This window comes from Novosphingobium album (ex Liu et al. 2023) (assembly GCF_029076845.1).
In the GTDB taxonomy this organism is placed as follows: Bacteria; Pseudomonadota; Alphaproteobacteria; order Sphingomonadales; family Sphingomonadaceae; genus Novosphingobium.
The window spans coordinates 290,380-306,991 of sequence record NZ_JARESE010000001.1; the positions used below are offsets into that span (position 1 = coordinate 290,380).

18 protein-coding genes are annotated in these 16,612 nt (G+C 68.4%); 9 read left to right on the forward strand and 9 right to left on the reverse strand.

Annotated elements, in window-relative coordinates:
- Window position 1: 1 nt before the first annotated feature.
- Both nudC and PYV00_RS01365 read left to right on the forward strand, forming a co-directional pair.
- Window positions 2–898 (forward strand): NAD(+) diphosphatase, encoded by an 897-nt coding sequence (nudC, locus tag PYV00_RS01360; protein ID WP_275226445.1) that lies wholly within the window; start codon window positions 2–4, stop codon window positions 896–898.
- Entirely contained in the window at window positions 895–1,581 is a 687-nt protein-coding gene (locus PYV00_RS01365) for a DsbA family oxidoreductase (protein ID WP_275226446.1), read from the forward strand. Before nudC ends, PYV00_RS01365 begins: the two co-directional genes overlap by 4 nt.
- 190 nt (window positions 1,582–1,771) lie before the next feature.
- Here the strand turns inward: PYV00_RS01365 and PYV00_RS01370 are convergent, their stop codons facing one another.
- From PYV00_RS01370 to mgtE, 3 genes are read right to left on the reverse strand one after another with little or no spacing between them, the layout of a single operon-like run.
- Window positions 1,772–2,185 (reverse strand): GFA family protein, encoded by a 414-nt coding sequence (locus tag PYV00_RS01370; protein ID WP_275226447.1) that lies wholly within the window; start codon window positions 2,183–2,185, stop codon window positions 1,772–1,774.
- A gap of 57 nt (window positions 2,186–2,242) precedes the next feature.
- Window positions 2,243–2,653, reverse strand: a complete 411-nt coding sequence (locus PYV00_RS01375) for a DUF1489 family protein (RefSeq protein ID WP_275226448.1) — start codon at window positions 2,651–2,653, stop codon at window positions 2,243–2,245.
- Window positions 2,654–2,677: 24 nt separating this feature from the next.
- Window positions 2,678–4,108, reverse strand: coding sequence for a magnesium transporter (mgtE, locus tag PYV00_RS01380; RefSeq protein WP_275226449.1), 1,431 nt, complete (start codon window positions 4,106–4,108; stop codon window positions 2,678–2,680).
- A 109-nt stretch (window positions 4,109–4,217) separates the two neighbouring features.
- Here mgtE and PYV00_RS01385 point away from each other — a divergent pair, with 109 nt between their 5' ends.
- Complete coding sequence (locus PYV00_RS01385; protein WP_275226450.1) at window positions 4,218–4,685, forward strand: peptidylprolyl isomerase; 468 nt, start codon at window positions 4,218–4,220, stop codon at window positions 4,683–4,685.
- A gap of 30 nt (window positions 4,686–4,715) precedes the next feature.
- The gene (locus tag PYV00_RS01390; protein WP_275226451.1) at window positions 4,716–5,672 is read left to right on the forward strand and encodes a hypothetical protein; all 957 of its coding nucleotides are present in this window, start codon (window positions 4,716–4,718) and stop codon (window positions 5,670–5,672) included.
- Here PYV00_RS01390 and PYV00_RS01395 read toward each other — a convergent pair.
- The 6 genes from PYV00_RS01395 to miaB all read right to left on the reverse strand — a co-directional run bounded on the left by PYV00_RS01395 (window position 5,669) and on the right by miaB (window position 11,268).
- Window positions 5,669–6,385: a DUF2059 domain-containing protein gene (locus tag PYV00_RS01395; RefSeq protein ID WP_275226452.1), complete on the reverse strand. Its 717-nt coding sequence runs from the start codon at window positions 6,383–6,385 to the stop codon at window positions 5,669–5,671. The two genes, PYV00_RS01390 and PYV00_RS01395, sit on opposite strands and share 4 nt — an antisense overlap.
- 25 nt (window positions 6,386–6,410) lie before the next feature.
- Complete coding sequence (locus tag PYV00_RS01400) at window positions 6,411–7,295, reverse strand: LysR substrate-binding domain-containing protein (protein ID WP_275226453.1); 885 nt, start codon at window positions 7,293–7,295, stop codon at window positions 6,411–6,413.
- Window positions 7,296–7,343: 48 nt separating this feature from the next.
- Window positions 7,344–8,267: a hemolysin family protein gene (locus PYV00_RS01405; RefSeq protein ID WP_275226454.1), complete on the reverse strand. Its 924-nt coding sequence runs from the start codon at window positions 8,265–8,267 to the stop codon at window positions 7,344–7,346.
- A 22-nt stretch (window positions 8,268–8,289) separates the two neighbouring features.
- Window positions 8,290–8,781, reverse strand: coding sequence for an rRNA maturation RNase YbeY (gene ybeY, locus PYV00_RS01410; protein ID WP_275226455.1), 492 nt, complete (start codon window positions 8,779–8,781; stop codon window positions 8,290–8,292).
- A gap of 20 nt (window positions 8,782–8,801) precedes the next feature.
- Complete coding sequence (locus PYV00_RS01415) at window positions 8,802–9,821, reverse strand: PhoH family protein (protein ID WP_275226456.1); 1,020 nt, start codon at window positions 9,819–9,821, stop codon at window positions 8,802–8,804.
- A 97-nt stretch (window positions 9,822–9,918) separates the two neighbouring features.
- Complete coding sequence (miaB, locus tag PYV00_RS01420) at window positions 9,919–11,268, reverse strand: tRNA (N6-isopentenyl adenosine(37)-C2)-methylthiotransferase MiaB (protein ID WP_275226457.1); 1,350 nt, start codon at window positions 11,266–11,268, stop codon at window positions 9,919–9,921.
- 161 nt (window positions 11,269–11,429) lie between these two features.
- Between miaB and argS the strand changes: the two genes are divergently transcribed.
- The 5 genes from argS (at window position 11,430) to scpB (ending at window position 16,561) form a co-directional block, all read left to right on the forward strand.
- A complete protein-coding gene (argS, locus tag PYV00_RS01425) occupies window positions 11,430–13,178 on the forward strand; it encodes an arginine--tRNA ligase (protein ID WP_275226458.1) in 1,749 nt (582 codons plus the stop codon).
- Window positions 13,179–13,180: 2 nt separating this feature from the next.
- Entirely contained in the window at window positions 13,181–13,966 is a 786-nt protein-coding gene (locus PYV00_RS01430; protein ID WP_275226459.1) for an SPOR domain-containing protein, read from the forward strand.
- A 92-nt stretch (window positions 13,967–14,058) separates the two neighbouring features.
- Window positions 14,059–15,090 carry a beta-N-acetylhexosaminidase gene (gene nagZ / locus PYV00_RS01435; protein WP_275226460.1) on the forward strand — a complete coding sequence of 344 codons (1,032 nt, stop codon included), beginning with the start codon at window positions 14,059–14,061 and terminating at the stop codon, window positions 15,088–15,090.
- Window positions 15,087–15,896, forward strand: coding sequence for a segregation and condensation protein A (locus PYV00_RS01440; RefSeq protein WP_275226461.1), 810 nt, complete (start codon window positions 15,087–15,089; stop codon window positions 15,894–15,896). Before nagZ ends, PYV00_RS01440 begins: the two co-directional genes overlap by 4 nt.
- Entirely contained in the window at window positions 15,893–16,561 is a 669-nt protein-coding gene (scpB, locus tag PYV00_RS01445) for an SMC-Scp complex subunit ScpB (RefSeq protein ID WP_275226462.1), read from the forward strand. Before PYV00_RS01440 ends, scpB begins: the two co-directional genes overlap by 4 nt.
- Window positions 16,562–16,612: the final 51 nt, after the last annotated feature.

Below are 16,612 nucleotides of genomic sequence, written 5' to 3' on the forward strand. Positions count from 1 at the left end.
CATGACCATGAATACCATCGCCTTTTCCGGCTCGCGGCTCGATCGTGCCGATCATGTCCGTTCCGATCCCGCCGCGCTCGCCGCGCTCAGGGACTGGCGCGCGCGGCTGCTGCGGCTCGAAGGGCTGGACCCGGTGATCACGCCCGAAGGCACGCTCGACTGGGGGACGCTGGCCGACGCGGGGCCGGACAGCGAACTGGTCTTCCTCGGCCTCGATGGCGATCGCGGCTGCTTCGCCGAAGTCCCGGCCCGGTTCCCGCGTGAGGCCACCGTTGCCGGCCCGCGCAGCTGGCAGGCGATGGCGGTGCTCGCGGGCGACGAACTGGCGACGTATGGCGGCGCGCGCTCGCTGGTCGGCTGGCACGCGCGGCACCGCTTCTGCGCGGTCTGCGGCGCGCCCACGCACATCGCCAAGGGCGGCTGGCAGCGCAACTGCGCCAATGCGGACTGCCGCGCCGAGCATTTCCCGCGCGTCGATCCGGTGACGATCATGCTGGTAGAGCATGACGGCAATGTCCTGCTGGGCCGCCAGCCGCGCTTTCCGGCGGGGCGCTATTCGGCGCTGGCGGGCTTTGTCGAGCCCGGCGAAGCGATCGAGGAAGCCGTGGCGCGCGAAGTGCAGGAGGAAGCCGGGGTGCGCGTGCGCGACGTGACGTACGTGGCCAGCCAGCCCTGGCCCTTCCCGTCCTCGCTGATGATCGGCTGCCATGCTTATGCGGACGATCCGGCGATCATCGTCGACATGACCGAGCTGGAGGACGCGCGCTGGTTCTCCCGCGCCGACGTGGCCGACGCGGTCGAGGCGGTCGGGCGCGGGGAGAACGGCCAGGCCTTCGGCGCGCCGCCGCGCACGGCGGTGGCGCATGTGCTGCTGCGCTGGTGGCTGGACCGGGCATGAGCGCGCCGGTCCGCCTGTCGATCGACATCTGGTCCGATGTCATGTGCCCGTGGTGCGTGATCGGCTGGCACCAGCTGCAACAGGCGCTCGCGCAACTGGCGGGCGAGATCGAGGCCGAGGTGCGCTGGCGCCCGTTCGAGCTCAATCCCGCCATGCCGCCCGAAGGCGAGGACATGGCCTCGCACATGCGGCGCAAGTACGGGCAGGAGCCGAGCCCGGCGGCCATGGCGCGGATGCGCGAGATCGCCGCGCGCGCGGGCTATGACATGCGCTATCTGGGCGAAGCGCCCGAGCCCGAGCGGCGGCTGTGGAACACGCGCGCCGCGCACCAGCTGCTCCACCACGCGCTCGATGCCCATGGGCCTGCGGTGCAGACCCGGCTCAAGCTCGCGCTGTTCGATGCCTATTTCCAGCGGCGGCGCGACGTGTCGAACCGCGCGGTCCTGCTCGCGATCGCCGAGAGCGTGGGATTGGGCCGCGAGGAAGCCGAAGCGGCGCTCGACAGCGCGGCGCTGGCGGCGCGGATCGAGGCGGAGGAAGCCGAAGCGCTCGACATGGGCATCACCAGCGTGCCGCTGATGCTCATCGAACGCCGCTTCATGATCCCCGGCGCGCAGGAGCCCGAAGTCTACGTGGCCAGCTTGCGCAAGGTGGCGGCAAGGCTGGTGGGCGCGGCCGGCTGAGGCACGCGGCGAACAGATCCTGACCCCGGGCGGCGTGGCCACATTCGGCTGCCACCAAATGCGGCGAATGGTAGTCGATCATATTCGCTCGCCACTCCGGCTCAAGGCCGGGTGACGGGAAGGGGAATACGGAAAAAAGCGGAAGGCATCCCCGCCGACGGTCCGCCTGCGGCGAACCTGTCCACGCCGCCTAGGCAGGCTGGCCGATGCGATGGGCTTCGCGCACATAGCCGAACTCGCCTTCGCCCGACCAGGCTTGCCCATCCGGGTAGCGCAGCTCCATTCCGGCAAGATCGCTTTCATCCGCCAGCCGCATGTTGACGCCCATCATGGTATTGCCGAACTTCGATGCGGCGCTCGCGGTCAGGACGAAATGCGTCGTGGAGCCGCAATGGGCACAGAACCGGATTTCCGCGGCCGGATCGGCCTTGTCTTCCCGGCAATATCCGGTGGTCGCTCCCGTCACGTTCACGTCCGAGGGATGAAAATAGGCCCAGCGAGCACCCGCCTTGCTGCATAGGGTGCAATTGCACTCGTTGATGTAGTCCGGTTGCCGGGTGATTTCGATGCGGATCTGGCCACAGTGGCAGGAGAGCGTCAGCATGGCCCCGCTCTATCAGCCGGGCCGTCGGGCCGATAGCCGCCATTTCGCGTCCTGATGCTAGACCAGCCCCAGCCTCGCCAGTTCGCCGATCAGCCGTGGCGGCATGGCATCGCCTTGCGCCTCGCCGGCGCCAAGGTCGGCGGGAGCATCCTTCTCGTCGAGGTAGCGCCAGCCCTGGTGGGCGCGCCGGGGCCGGGTCTGGACCGGGATCAGCACGGGGGCAAGGCGGATGTGCCAGCGGCCGTCGTCGCGCTGGGCAAAGCCCAGGATCGGCGATCGGCCGATCAGGGCGTGCTCGAAGATCCAGTAGAGCGAGCCGCCGGCCATCTCCGCGTGCCGCTTGGGCAGGTAGCGGGTGGTCAGCAGCGCTTCGCCGCCCCCTTGCGCGCCGGCGTGGCTTTCCAGCCATGCCTTCAGGCTCGCCGGGCTTTCGGCGCTATAGGCGATCTTGGTCATGTGGAGCGGCATGGGACGAAGATAGGCCGCGCGCGCCTAGCCCGCCAGCCCGCACACCACCGCAAGGCCCAGGAAGGCGAAGAAGCCCATCGAATCGGTGATCATCGTCACGAAGACCGAACTGGCCACTGCCGGGTCCTGCTCCAGCCGGTCGAACAGCACCGGCACCAGCACGCCGGCCAGCCCCGCCGTCATGATGTTGATGATCACCGCGCTGGCGATCACCGCGCCCAGCATCGGCGAGAAGATCACCGCGGTTCCCATGCCGATCAGCAGCGCGACGGTGCCGCCGTTGAGCATCGCCACGCGGATTTCGCGCCAGAGGATGCGCCGCGTGTTCGCGCGGGTCAGCTGGTTCATCGCGATGGCGCGGACCGAGACGGCCATCGTCTGCGTGCCCGCGTTGCCGCCGATCGAAGCGACGATGGGCATCAGGATGGCCAGCGCGACCAGCTTTTCGATCGCCGCGTCGAAGAAGGCGATGATGAAGCTGGCGATCATCGCGGTGCCCAGGTTGGCGATCAGCCAGCGTACGCGCGCCGAATAGGCATCGCGGATCGGTTCGTAGATGTCGCCTTCGCCCGCGCCGGACAGCAGCAGCACGTCCTCGCCGGCTTCTTCCTGGATGATGTGGACGATATCGTCGACCGTGATCTGGCCGACCAGCCGGCCCGCCTCGTCCACCACGGCCGCCGAGATCAGCGCGTACTTCTGGAAGCGCAGCGCCACTTCTTCCTGGTCCATCCCGACCGGGATCAGCGACTGGTCGCGCATCATCACGTCGGTCAGCTTGATCGATCGCGGCGTGCGCAGGATCCACGAGAGCGCGCAAGTGCCGATCGGCCGGTGCCGGGGATCTACGATGAACACTTCCCAGAACTCGGTGGGCAATTCCCGGTTGTCGCGCAGGAAATCGATCAGGTCGCCCACGGTCATGTGCTCGGGCACCGCGACGAAATCGCGGCTCATCAGGCGGCCGGCGGATTCGTCCGGGTAGGCGAGCGCGGCCTCGATCGCGGCGCGGTCTTCGGGGTCCAGCTCGGCCAGGATCGCGCGCTGGTCCTCGCGATCGAGATCCTCGATCATCGCGACCGCGTCGTCGGTCTCGAGCTGCTCGGCGATCTCGGCGACGACATCGGCGGGCAGGCGCTCGACCAGCGCCTCGCGCACCCAGTCGTTCAGCTCGGCGATCACTTCCACGCCCATCAGGTCGCGGATGGCGATGGCCAGCTCGGGCCGCAGGTCGTCGTCGGTCAGCTCGAACAGGTCGGCGATGTCGGCGGGGTGCAGCGGCTCGACCAGGTCATAGACCCGGTCATAGTCTTCGTCGCGCAGGGCTTCCTGCACGCTGCGGCAGAATTCGGGCTTGAGGCGGTTTTCCCCGTCGTGGCTCGCGCTTTCCGGCGAGGTTTCGGGGGCCGCTTCAGCCTCCGCCACGCCGGTATCGTCGAGTTGCTCGGGAGTCATGGGCGAGGGGTCTAAGGGCGCGGGGATGAAAAGCAACCGCCGATGGCCGCCGCTGATGACTTTGTGACACCAGTCCCTATAGGGAGCGAAAATTCACAGGAGATTTGCCATGGCCGACGAATACCTCACGCTTACGCTCGATACCGGCAACGGGGGCGGCGACGTCAAGATCAAGCTGCGCCCGGACCTGGCGCCGGGCCATGTCGCGCGGATCAAGGAGCTGGTCGGCGAGGGATTCTATGACGGCGTCACGTTCCACCGCGTGATCGAGGATTTCATGGCGCAGGGCGGCTGCCCCGACGGCACCGGCATGGGCGGTTCGGACAAGCCCGACCTGCAGGCCGAATTCAGCGCCGAACCGCATGTGCGCGGCGTCTGCTCGATGGCGCGGGCCAGCTATCCGCATTCGGCCAACAGCCAGTTCTTCATCGTTTTCGATGACGCGACGTTCCTCGACAAGCAGTACACCGTCTGGGGGCAGGTCGTGGAAGGCATGGAACATGTCGACGCGCTGCCCAAGGGCGAGCCGCCGCGCCATCCGGGCAAGATCGTCAAGGCGACGATCAGCGAGGGCTGAGGCGGCGAGAGGCGGGCGGGCCTTTCCGGCATGATCTGGCGGGCGGCGCTGGCGCTGGCGCCGCTTGCCATGCTGGGGGGCTGCGTCGGCAGCCTGCCCGATCTCACCCAGGCCCATGGCCCCTGCACCGGCGAGCCGGGCGGCTGGTGCGGCTTTACCCGCGCGCTGGCCGAGGAGAGCTGGGAATATGCCCAGCTTTCAACCAACACCTATTGCGACGATATCGAGCCGTTCGATCTGGGCGGGCGCTTCCGCGAAGTGGAGCGCGGGCCGGACGGCGGGACATGCGCGCTGGAACGGCGGGCCGCGCATGGCGATCCGGCCGCGCGCGCCGCGCTCAAGCTGGCGCCGCCGCAGGATCGCAAGACTTATGGCTTTGCCTATGCGGTCTACGATCTGGTCGAGGGCGGGGCGCGGCCGAAACGGCGGATCATCGCGTTTCGCGGCACCGACGTGCGGCAGGCGGCCGACTGGTTCCACGGCAATATCGGCGGTGCCCAGCGCGAACTGGGTCTTGCGCTCTATCGCGAGCAGCGCCGCAAGCTGGACGAGGCGGGTCTTGCCGCCGTGCCGATCGTCGTGACGGGCCATTCGCTGGGCGGGGCGATCGCGCTGCAGGTCTCGCAGGACGTCGAAGGCGTGGCGGCCTATGTGTTCAACACCTCGCCGCGCTATGACCTGACCGGGCCGGTCAACGCCAACCGCCGGGTGGCGATCTCCGAACGCGGCGATATCGTGGGCAACCTGCGCCAGCGGCAAATGCCGGTGCGGCAGGACATGCTGGTGATCAATTGCGCGCCGCAGGCCAATACGGTGCGGGCGCACAAGATCCGCAATCTGGCCGAATGCTTGACCTGGATCGCCGCCCGGGCCAGCCCGCGCGCCGAAGCCTCGCGCAAGGCCAACCACGTCACCGATCCGCCGGCGGGCGAGGCCGAGAACCTGAAATGGGGCTTGCCGCCCGAACCCGGAACGCTGATCCGCTAGCCGCCGGGCTTGTCCAGCTTGTCTTCGGGAATGCCCAGGATGTGGGCCAGCCTGGCGCGCTCGGCCTTGTCCAGATCCTGCGGCTTCCTCGGTTCGGGCAGGCCGGCGGTGGCGGCTTTGACCTTTTCCATGATCGCCGGCATCTGCTTCATCATTTCGGGCATGAAAGCCTGCATCCGCGTCATCACCGCCTGATCGGTGAAGATCAGCATCGACTGCTCGGCATAGGCCGCGCCGGTGGGCGTGGCGAAGAAGGCGTTGAGTTCGGCGAGCTGGCGGGCATCGAACCGGCTGGCATAGGCCTGCGCCAGCCCTTCGCGGATGTCCGGTTCGAACCGGGTCATCAGGCCCGACATCTCGCCCATCATCGCGCGCGTGGTCAGCTTCATGCGCTGCTCGAACACGGGATCGAGGATCAGCATCACTTCCTGCATCGTGGCCGGGCCCATCTTGTCGAGCCGTTCCTTGTCGATCCCGCCCATCGCGGCCAGATCGCGCATCGGCATGGCCGTGACCGACTGCATGATGTTGTCCATCAGCGCGTCCATCGACTTGTTCATGATCTTGGCGTAAGTGCCTGATGGAAAGACATAATCGACCGTCTTTTCAGCCAGTTGCACGCGCGCCGGATCGGGCGCGGGGGTTTCCTGGGCGATAGCTGGCGTGGCGCACAGGGCCAGCGCGGCGCTGGCCAGACGAAGCAGGGGTCTCATCGGTTCACCTTGTCGGTTCGGCCGGTCAGAGGCCGGCTTGCAGCATCCATTCGTGGAAGATCTTCACTGGCCGCGATTCCAGATCCTTCTGGCGGCAGACGAACCAGTAGCGATAGGGGCTGGGCACATCGATGTCATAGAGGCGGGCCAGCCGGTCATCGTGCGCGCGGCGGAAATGGTCGTCATGCATGATGGCGATGCCCAGCCCCTGCGCGGCGGCTTCGAGCACGAGCTGGCCCGAATCGAAGCGATCGACCGAAGCCGGTTCCAGATCGGCCATGCCGATCGCGGCTTTCCAGGCATCCAGGCTGTCGGGCAAGTCGTTGTGGATCAGGAAGGTCTGGCGGGACAGCTTGGCCCGGTCGGGCACGTCGCCCAGCTCGGCGGCCATCTCCTTCGAGACGATGGCATAGACCTTGTTCTGTTCCAGCTGCACTTTGTACAGCGTCGGATCGGGTTCCTTGGACAGCACGATCGCCGCGTCGATGCTGTCGCCCACGCGCGAATCGAGCTGGGGCCCGGTGTCGATGTCGATGTGCAGGCGCGGGTGCAGCTTGCGCAGCTCGGGCAGGCGCGGGAACAGCCGCTGGCCGCCGAACAGCGATGGCACGCCCAGATGCAGGCGCAGCACCTGGCCCCGGTCGATCTGCGATTCCACCGCCTCGGCCAGCTCTTCCAGCTTGGGGCCGACCACGTTGTAGAAGGCCAGCCCCTCGTCGGTCAGCTTCATGGCCTGGTGCTGGCGCGTGAACAGGCGCTTGCCGGTAAAGTCCTCCAGCGCGGCGACCCGGCGCGAGAGGGCCGAAGGCGAAAGTGCAAGCTCGTTCGCCGCCGCCTTGGCGGAACCCAGACGGACGACGCGCACGAAAGCCTCAAGAGCGCGAAGGGGAGGAAGGCGGCGTACTGGCAATGCTGGTCTTTTCTTCCGCTGGCGCCGCCGGTGCCTTGCCCGCGCGGCCTATTCGGGTTCTTCCTCGTGTTCATCGGCGGGCGGGTGCAATCTCAGCCGCGTGACGTGGCGTTCGTTACCCCCGGTGACTTCGATCCGCCAGCCGCTCTCATGATCGAGAATGGTCCCAACTTCTGGAACCCGTCCGGCAAGAACGAAGGCCAACCCCCCAAGAGTATCCACGGCTTCTTCGACTTCGGCAAGACGCGGATCAAGTTTCTCCGCGAGATCTTCCAGTTCGACGCGCGCATCGGCATCCCACATGCCATGTTCCAGCGGCACCAGCAGTTCTTCTGGCGCGTCATCGTGTTCGTCTTCGATATCGCCGACGATTTCCTCGACCAGATCTTCGATGGTGATGATCCCGTCGGTGCCCGAATACTCGTCGATCACCACCGCCAGGTGGATGCGGCGCGCGCGCATGTCGGCCAGCACGTCGAGCGCGCCGCGCGCCTGCGGCACGAACAGCGGCTGGCGCAGCAGGGCCGACCAGTCCCGGGGCGGGGCCTCGCCGCGCGCCAGGATGGTGAACACGTCCTTGATGTGGAGCATCCCCACGATCTCGTCGAGCGATTCCCCATAGACCGGCATCCGGCTGTGGCCGTGCTCGGCAAAGGCGGCGACCACCTCGTCCCAGCTGGCCGAAGCGGCAATGGCGATGATCTCCCCCCGCGGCACCGCGACATCGTCGGCATCGTGCTCGCTGAAGTGGAGCAGGTTGCGCAGCATCTGCCGCTCAAGCTGCGAGAGATCGCCGTTGGCCTTGCCGTCGGCATCGCTCTCGCCCTCGTGCTCGTTGATGACTTCCTCGATCTGCGCGCGCAGCGACTGATCGACATCGGATACGAATAATCGCCGGATGACTCGCCAAAGCGAGCCACTACTGTCCGGGTCTCCCGCGCCGGACTCGGTGTGGCGGCCATTTTCGGCCATTTCGATTGCTTGCCCCTAAAGCCTAAGTTCCATCGCCATATGGGTCCGCGATGGCCAAAAGAGCAAGAGTCTTTGTTTCGAGCCGCTCCATCGCGGATGCATCGGCGTCGGAGGTTTCGTGGTCATGCCCGGCCAGATGCAGCAGCCCGTGGACGATCAGGTGCGCTGCGTGGGCTTCGATCGAAACGCCTTTTTCAGCCGCCTCGCGCGCGCAGGTTTCCAGCGCCAGCGCGATGTCGCCCAAGAGCACTGGCGGGCCGCCGGCGGGCAGGGCCAGCAGTTCGGCGCGTTCCACCATCGGGAAAGAGAGCACGTTGGTCGGCTTGTCCTTGCCGCGCCATTCGCGGTTGAGTTCGTGGACCTCGGCGTCGTCGGTGAACAGCAGGCTGGCGGCAAGGCGCGGGTTCGCCAGTTCGGGCGCGCTGGTGGCGAGCGCTCCGGCGGCCGCTTCGGCCAGTGCTTCCCAGTCGGTCGCGTCCGGCCAGGCGGCTTCGATGGCGATATCGAGTTCCATGGCCTGACAGGCGCTAGGCCTCAGGAATCCTTGCCTTCGTAGGCTTCCACGATCCGTCCGACGATCGGGTGGCGTACCACGTCGGCGCTGCTGAAGCGGACCACGTCGATGCCGTCCACCCGTTCGAGCCGGCCGACCGCGTCGGCCAGCCCGCTCATCGCGTCGCCGCCGGGGATGTCGACCTGGCGCGGGTCGCCGCAGATCACCATGCGGCTGTTCTGGCCGAAGCGGGTGAGGAACATCTTCATCTGCGCGGGCGTGGTGTTCTGCGCCTCGTCGAGAATGACGAAGGCATCGCCCAGCGTGCGGCCGCGCATGAAGGCGATCGGCGCGATCTCGATCTCGCCGCTGGCGATGCGCCGCTCCACCTGCTCGGGCGGCATACAGTCATAGAGCGCGTCGTAGAGCGGGCGCAGGTAGGGATCGACCTTTTCCTTCATGTCGCCGGGCAGGAAGCCCAGCCGTTCGCCCGCCTCGACCGCCGGACGCGACAGGATCAGGCGCTGGACCGATCCGGTCATCAGCTGGCTGACCGCCTGCGCGACCGCGAGGTAGGTCTTGCCGGTGCCCGCCGGGCCGAGCGCGAAGATGATGTCCGACCGGGCCAGCGCGCGCATATATTCGATCTGCGTGGCCGATCGCGGCACGATCGTTTTCTTGCGCGTGCGGATCATGATCGGCGGCGCGCCTTCGTCGCCGGCGATGATGCCTTCGAGCGTGGGTTCGGCCGACATCGAGATCAGCGATTCCACCGCGCCGGCATCCAGATCCTGCCCCTGTTCGAGCCGGTGGTACATGCCGGTAAGCGTATCGCGCGCGCGGGCGACGGCGTCTTCGGGGCCTTCGATCTGGATGCGGTTGCCGCGTGCGGCGATATAGACACCCAGCCGGTTCTCGATCTGCACGAGATTGGCATCGAACTGGCCGAAAAGCGCGCCGAGCAGCGTAGGCTCATCGAACTGCACCTCGATCCTTGCGCGGCGAGGTGTTTCCGGGCGAAGCGCCGCCAGGGTATCGGCGCGGGCGGTCTTTCGGGCCATGCACTCCTTTCGAGGGAAGGATCAGCTTCGATTCGCAACGATAGTGCCGCGCCTGTGCAGCGCAAGCGTGACGGTGCGGCGGCGCTGGGGAAAACGCTCAGGCAAGCGCCACGTTCTCGACGAGCCGTGCATGGAGCGAGTTGGGCCCGGCCTCGGCCAGCTCCACGCGCACCATCTCGCCGATCGCCGCCTCGCCGGCGAAATGCACCGATTGCAGCCAGGGCGACTTGCCGAGCCACTGGCCGGGATGCTTGCCCTTGCGCTCCACCAGCACCTCGCAGGTCCGGCCGAGCGAGGCACGGTTGAAGGCAAGCTGGTCGCGGTTGAGCGCGGCTTGGAGGCGCTGCAGCCGCTCGTCCATCACCTCGGGCGCGATCTGGCCCGCCATCGTCGCGGCGGGTGTGCCGGGGCGCGGCGAATACTTGAAGCTGAAGCACTGGGCATAACCGACCGCATCGACCAGCGCGAGCGTCTCGGCGAACTCCGCCTCGGTCTCGCCCGGGAAGCCGACGATGAAATCGCCTGACAGCGCGATGTCGGGCCGGGCCGCGCGCACCCGGTCGAGGATCGCGAGGTAGCTGGCCACGGTGTGGCTGCGGTTCATCGCCTTGAGCACCCGGTCGCTGCCCGCCTGCACCGGCAGGTGGAGGAACGGCATCAGCTTGGCGATCTCGCCATGCGCGGCGATCAGCCCCTCGGCCATGTCGTTGGGGTGGCTGGTGGTATAGCGGATGCGCGCCAGGGCGGGCAGGGCGGCCAGTTCGCGGATGAGCCCGTCAAGCCCGATCGCGCGGCCCTTGCCGTCCTCGCCGGCCCAGGCGTTGACGTTCTGGCCGAGCAGCGTGATCTCGCGCGCGCCGGCATCGACCAGCCGGTGCGCCTCGTCGATCAGGTCCGCGAAAGGCCGCGAGACTTCGGCGCCGCGCGTATAGGGCACGACGCAATAGGTGCAGAACTTGTCGCAGCCTTCCTGCACGGTGAGGAACGCGGTCGGCCCCACCCGGCGGTCGCCCTGGCCCCGGGGAGGCAGGGCGGCGAACTTGGTCTCGGCCGGCATGTCGGTGTCGGTCACGCGCTGGCCGGCGGCGGCTTCGGCCAGCATCGCCGGCAGCCGATGGTAGGCCTGCGGGCCCACGACCATGCGCACGGAAGGCGCGCGCGCCATGATCTCCTCCCCCTCGGCCTGCGCGACGCAGCCGGCGACGGCGATCAGCGGGCTAGTGCCATCCTCGCGGCGCAGGCGGCCGATGTCGGAATAGACCTTCTCGGCGGCCTTCTCGCGGATGTGGCAGGTGTTGAGCACGACCAGATCGGCCTCGTCGCCCTCGGCGGCGGCGGAGAGGCCCTGCTCGGCCAGCAGCTCGGCCATGCGATCGCCGTCATAGACGTTCATCTGGCAGCCGAAGCTCTTGACCCGGTAGGTCTTCGGGGCGGGGATTTGGGGCATGGACCGGGCCGATACGCGAAAACGGAAGGGTTTTGAAGGTTCGCCGTGCGCAAGGGATGCAGGCGGGGCCGCGCGAGGGGGAGCGAATGCGCCGCCCCGCGATCCCGCCTGGCCAAGCTTGAGGTTCACTTACGCCGCCAAACCGGCTAACCGCGCGCCCCATGAGCACAGAAACGCAGACCCTTTACGCCGCCTTTTCGGGCCACCTTTCCGCCGCGCTCGATGCGCTGGAAGGGGCGGGCACCTTGCCCGGCGGGCTGAAGCGAGGCGCGATCACGGTAGAGCCGCCGCGCGATCCGGCGCACGGCGATCTGGCCACCAATGCGGCGATGGTGCTGGCCAAGCCGGCCGGCCTGAAGCCGCGCGATCTGGCCGAGGCGCTGGTGGCCGAACTGGTGAAGCTGCCGCAAGTCACCAGTGCCGAGATCGCCGGGCCCGGCTTCATCAACTTGCGTCTTGCCCCCGCCGCCTGGCTGGCGGAGCTGCGCGTGATCGCGGCGCTGGGGCCGGACTATGGCCGGTCCACCATGGGCGGGGGCACCACGGTCAACGTCGAATACGTCTCGGCCAACCCGACCGGGCCGATGCACATGGGCCATTGCCGGGGCGCGGTGGTGGGCGATGCGCTGGCCACGCTGCTCGAATTCGCCGGGCACAAGGTGATCCGCGAATACTATGTCAACGATGCCGGCGCGCAAGTCGACGTGCTCGCCCGCTCGGTGCACTTGCGCTACCGCGAGGCGCTGGGCGAGGATATCGGCGAGATTCCCGAGGGGTTCTATCCCGGCGACTACCTGGTGCCGCTGGGCAAGGCGCTGGCCGGCGAATTCGGCGATCGCTACGCCGCCGCGCCCGACAGCGAATGGCTCGTCCTGTTCCGCGAGCGCGCGGTCGCCGCGATGATCGTGATGATCAAGGCCGATCTGGCCTTGCTGGGCATCCATCATGACCTGTTCTCGTCCGAGGCGGAACTCCAGGCCGCCGGCAAGCCGGCCGAGGCCGAGGCCTGGCTGCGCGCGCGCGATCTGGTCTATGACGGCGTGCTCGAAGCGCCCAAGGGCAAGACGCCCGAGGACTGGGAGCCGGTGGAGCTGCCGCTGTTCCGCTCTACCCGGTTCGGTGACGATCAGGACCGGCCGATCAGGAAGTCCGACGGGTCGTGGACCTATTTCGGCGCCGACCTCGCCTATCATTTCCAGAAGGCGCAGACCGCCGACGCGATGGTCGATATCTGGGGCGCGGACCATGCCGGCACGGTCAAGCGGATCAAGGCGGCGGTCGCGGCGATGACCGGGGCCGATGGCGTGCCCACGCCGTTCGAGATCAAGCTGGTGCAGATGGTCCAGCTCTTGCGCAATGGCGAGCCGGTGAAGATGTCGAAGCGGGCGGGCACGTTCGTCACGCTGGCCGACGTGGTGCGCGAAGTGGGCAAGGACGTGGTGCGCTTCACCATGCTGACCAGGAAGCCCGAGGCGCAGATGGACTTCGATTTCGCCAAGGTGGTGGAAGCATCGAAGGACAATCCGGTGTTCTACGTCCAGTATTGCCACGCCCGCGTCCGCTCGACGCTGCGCAAGGCCGACGCCGAGGGACGCGCGCCGCAGGCCGGCGCGATCGAGCTGCTGGGCGAGGAGGAACTGGAGCTGGTCAAGCTTGCCGCGCAGTTCCCGCGCCTGGTCGAAGCCGCCGCCGCCGCGCGCGAGCCGCACCGCATCGCTTTCTTCCTGCATGACCTTGCCGCCGCGTTCCACGGCTACTGGAACCTTGGCAACGATCGGCCGGAAAAGCGCTTCATCCTGACACAGGATGCGGCCCTTACCGACGCAAGGCTTTTCCTGGCCGCGCAGATGGGGCAATTGGTCAGGAACGGCCTGGCGCTGCTCGGCGTCGAGGCGGTGGAGGAAATGTGACCATGGCGGCTGCGGACAACCTGCCCGAGAACGATCGCGAACAGCCTTTCGATCCCTTCGCGGAGAACGACGAAGGCGCGCCGTTCGGCAACGAGCCCGCGCAGCTTGACCTGGGCGATGACGATACCCGCCTGCCCTGGCTGGAAGGCGATGATGATGAAGAGGAATATGCCGGATACGGCACTGGCCAGGTGATCGCGCTGGTCCTGCTGGGCCTGGCAGCGCTGGGCCTGCTGGTCGGCGGCATCTGGTGGGCCACGCGCGACCGGCCCGACGAGCAGCTTGTCGCCGATGGCGGCACGATCACCGCGCCCAGCGGCCCCTACAAGGTCAAGCCCGACAATCCCGGCGGCGAAGTCGTCAGCGGCACGGGCGACACGCGCTTCGCCGTGGCCGAGGGGCAGAGCCGGCCGGTGCAGATCGACGAAAGCGCGCCCGCGCCCAGGCCGGGCTTCGATGGCGTGGCCAAGCCGGCCGCTTCGGCATCGGGCGCGCCTTCGGGCACCCCTTCGCCCGCGCCTTCGGCCAGTGGTGCCGCCGGCGCCGACACCTCGGGCATCGGCGTGCAGGTGGGCGCCTATTCCACGCGCGACGCGGCGGAGAAGGGCTGGGCGCGGCTGGCGCAGCAGTCCGCCAGCCTCAGCGGCGTGCGCCATCGCATCCTGCAGGGGCAGGCCGATATCGGCACCGTCTACCGGCTGCAGGCCGTGGCGAATGACCGGGCCGCCGCCGATGCCCTGTGCCGCAACCTCAAGGCCGCGAACATCAGTTGCCAGGTCAAGCCCTGAGCGGACCTTCCCGCCATCGCCGCGCGGCGTTTTGCACATCCCCGGCTTCGCGCGGACTTGCGGGAATCGCCGATTCCTGAAAATCATCCGGCATGGTCCCTGCGATATTCGGTCTGGCCGGGCTGACGATTGCCGATGAGGAACGTGCGTTCTTTCGCGATTGCGATCCGGCCGGCTACATTCTTTTCGGTCGCAACATCGCCAACCGCGATCAGCTTCGCGCGCTGACCGACGATCTGCGCGCGCTCCACGGGCGGGAACGGCTGTTCATCTGCATCGATCAGGAAGGCGGCCGGGTCGCCCGGCTGAAGCCGCCCGAATGGCCCGCCTATCCGCCCGCCGAGGCGTTCGACCGGCTTTACGATGTCGCCCCCGCCAGCGCGATCGAGGCGGCGCGCAGCAGCGCCGAGGCGATGGGCATCGACCTGGCCGAAGTGGGCGTGACGGTGGATTGCCATCCCTCGCTCGACATCCGCCAGCCCGGCGCGACCGACGTGATCGGCGATCGCGCTTTCGGGGCGGACCCGATGCGGGTGGCCGCGCTGGGCCGGGCGACGCTGTCCGGGCTGGGCCGGGCGGGGATCGTCGGCTGCGTCAAGCACATGCCGGGCCATGGCCGCGCCCTGGCCGACAGCCACAAGGAACTGCCCACCATCACCGCCGGCGAGGCTGAGTTGGAGGCCGATCTCCATCCGTTCCGTGCGCTGGCCGACGTGCCCGTGGGAATGACCGCGCATGTCCGCTACACCGCGTGGGACGCGGCCAATCCGGCCACGCTTTCGCCTTTCGTGATCGGCGAGGTGATCCGCAAGCGCATCGGCTTTGCCGGCCTGCTGATGACCGACGATCTCGACATGGACGCGCTTTCCGGCGAGGTGCCCGAGCGGGCCGAGCGGGCGATCGCGGCGGGCTGCGACATCGCGCTCAACTGTTGGGCGGAAATGGCCGACATGGTGGGCATCGCGCAGCGCCTGCCGGTGATGGCCGAGGCGAGCGCGCGGCGCCTGCACCGCGCGCTCGCCTCGGCGAAAGGCCCGATCGCGGCGGAAAGCCGGGCCGGGCGGCAGGCCGAGCTGATCGCCCGGCGTGACACGCTGCTGGCCTTTACCGAGGAACGGACGTGACGACGGACCTGTCACCGGGTGCGCCGCCCGGGGACGAATGGGACGGCGTCGCCAGCGCCGGCACGGCCAACGCGGCGCTCTATCTGGAGCTGGACGGCTGGGAAGGCCCGCTGGACCTGCTGCTCGATCTGGCACGGCGGCAGAAAGTGGATCTGCGGCGCATCTCGATCCTCGATCTGGTGGACCAGTACCTGACCTATATCGAGCGGGCCGAGGCGCTGCGGCTGGAACTGGCGGCCGACTATCTGGTGATGGCGGCCTGGCTGGCTTATCTCAAGTCGGCGCTGCTGCTCCCGCGCGAGGAGCAGGAAGATCCCAGCCCCGAGGAACTGGCGCTGCGCCTGCAATTGCGCCTGCAGCGGCTGGGGGCGATGCGCGAGGCGGCGGCGCGGCTGATCGCGCGGGACCGGCTGGGCCGCGACGTCTTCGCGCGCGGCGCGCCCGAGGGGCTGCGCGTCGATCGCCGCAACCGCTGGCAATGCGAATGGTTCGATCTGGTGCGCGCCTATGGCGACGTGAAGGTCCGGGCCGAGCCGGTGGTCCACATGGTGCGCGAACGCATGGTGATGACGCTGGACAGCGCGCTGTCGCGGGTTTCGGCGATGCTCGGCGTGGCGCTGGACTGGATGGAGCTGCGCGAGTTCCTGCCGCCGCCGCGCGAAGGCGAATGGGCCGATCCGCGCCTGCGCCGCTCGGCGCTGGCCTCCAGCTTCGTGGCCGCGCTGGAACTGGCGCGCACGGGCCAGGCGCAGCTGGCGCAGGACGAGATCTTCGGGCCGCTGCGCCTCAAGGCCGTGCGCGGGTGAGCGCGCCCGAACCGCAAAGGCCCGACGAACTGGTCCGCGCGGTCGAGGCGACGCTGTTCGCCGCCGGCCAGCCGATGACCGCCGAGGCGATCTCGACCCACCTGGGCGGCGCGGACGTGGGCGAGGCGCTGGCCGAATTGCAGCGGCACTATGCGCGGCGCGGCGTGCATCTGGTGGAGCGGGGCAAGCGCTGGCACTTCGAGACCGCGCCCGATCTGGCGCACCTGCTGCGGCGCGAGCGCGAGGAGGTGAAGCGCCTCAGCCGCGCGGCCACCGAGGTGCTGGCGATCGTCGCCTATCACGAGCCGGTGAGCCGCGCCGAGATCGAGGCGATTCGCGGCGTGCAGACCGCCAAGGGCACGCTCGACGTGCTGATGGAAGCGGGCTGGGTGCGGATCGTCGGCCGGCGCGAGGTGCCCGGCCGCCCGGTGATCTATGCGACGACGCCCGATTTCCTGACCCACTTCGGCCTTGCCTCGCTGCGCGAACTGCCCGGAATTGACGAATTGCGCGCCGCCGGCCTGCTCGATCCGGTCGATGACGCGCAGATCGAGCTGGCGCTGGGCAAGCCGGATGACACGGGCGTGACAACCGCCGCATGGGACGAAGATTCCGCCGAAGCGGAATTGCCCATCGGACTCGCAAGTCCGGGGCAAAGTGGCTAGATAGGCCCCCGTCGGGACGAGCCCCGGACGAACACGAAATTTCGGAGTGAG

Excerpts from the sequence above, each read along its gene's own strand:
- nudC (WP_275226445.1), top strand. The coding sequence starts at position 2 with ATGACCATGAATACCATCGCCTTTTCCGGCTCGCGGCTCGATCGTGCC.
- PYV00_RS01365 (WP_275226446.1), top strand. The coding sequence starts at position 895 with ATGAGCGCGCCGGTCCGCCTGTCGATCGACATCTGGTCCGATGTCATG.
- PYV00_RS01370 (WP_275226447.1), bottom strand. The coding sequence starts at position 2,185 with ATGCTGACGCTCTCCTGCCACTGTGGCCAGATCCGCATCGAAATCACC.
- PYV00_RS01375 (WP_275226448.1), bottom strand. The coding sequence starts at position 2,653 with ATGCCGCTCCACATGACCAAGATCGCCTATAGCGCCGAAAGCCCGGCG.
- mgtE (WP_275226449.1), bottom strand. The coding sequence starts at position 4,108 with ATGACTCCCGAGCAACTCGACGATACCGGCGTGGCGGAGGCTGAAGCG.
- PYV00_RS01385 (WP_275226450.1), top strand. The coding sequence starts at position 4,218 with ATGGCCGACGAATACCTCACGCTTACGCTCGATACCGGCAACGGGGGC.
- PYV00_RS01390 (WP_275226451.1), top strand. The coding sequence starts at position 4,716 with ATGATCTGGCGGGCGGCGCTGGCGCTGGCGCCGCTTGCCATGCTGGGG.
- PYV00_RS01395 (WP_275226452.1), bottom strand. The coding sequence starts at position 6,385 with ATGAGACCCCTGCTTCGTCTGGCCAGCGCCGCGCTGGCCCTGTGCGCC.
- PYV00_RS01405 (WP_275226454.1), bottom strand. The coding sequence starts at position 8,267 with ATGGCCGAAAATGGCCGCCACACCGAGTCCGGCGCGGGAGACCCGGAC.
- ybeY (WP_275226455.1), bottom strand. The coding sequence starts at position 8,781 with ATGGAACTCGATATCGCCATCGAAGCCGCCTGGCCGGACGCGACCGAC.
- PYV00_RS01415 (WP_275226456.1), bottom strand. The coding sequence starts at position 9,821 with ATGGCCCGAAAGACCGCCCGCGCCGATACCCTGGCGGCGCTTCGCCCG.
- miaB (WP_275226457.1), bottom strand. The coding sequence starts at position 11,268 with ATGCCCCAAATCCCCGCCCCGAAGACCTACCGGGTCAAGAGCTTCGGC.
- argS (WP_275226458.1), top strand. The coding sequence starts at position 11,430 with ATGAGCACAGAAACGCAGACCCTTTACGCCGCCTTTTCGGGCCACCTT.
- PYV00_RS01430 (WP_275226459.1), top strand. The coding sequence starts at position 13,181 with ATGGCGGCTGCGGACAACCTGCCCGAGAACGATCGCGAACAGCCTTTC.
- nagZ (WP_275226460.1), top strand. The coding sequence starts at position 14,059 with ATGGTCCCTGCGATATTCGGTCTGGCCGGGCTGACGATTGCCGATGAG.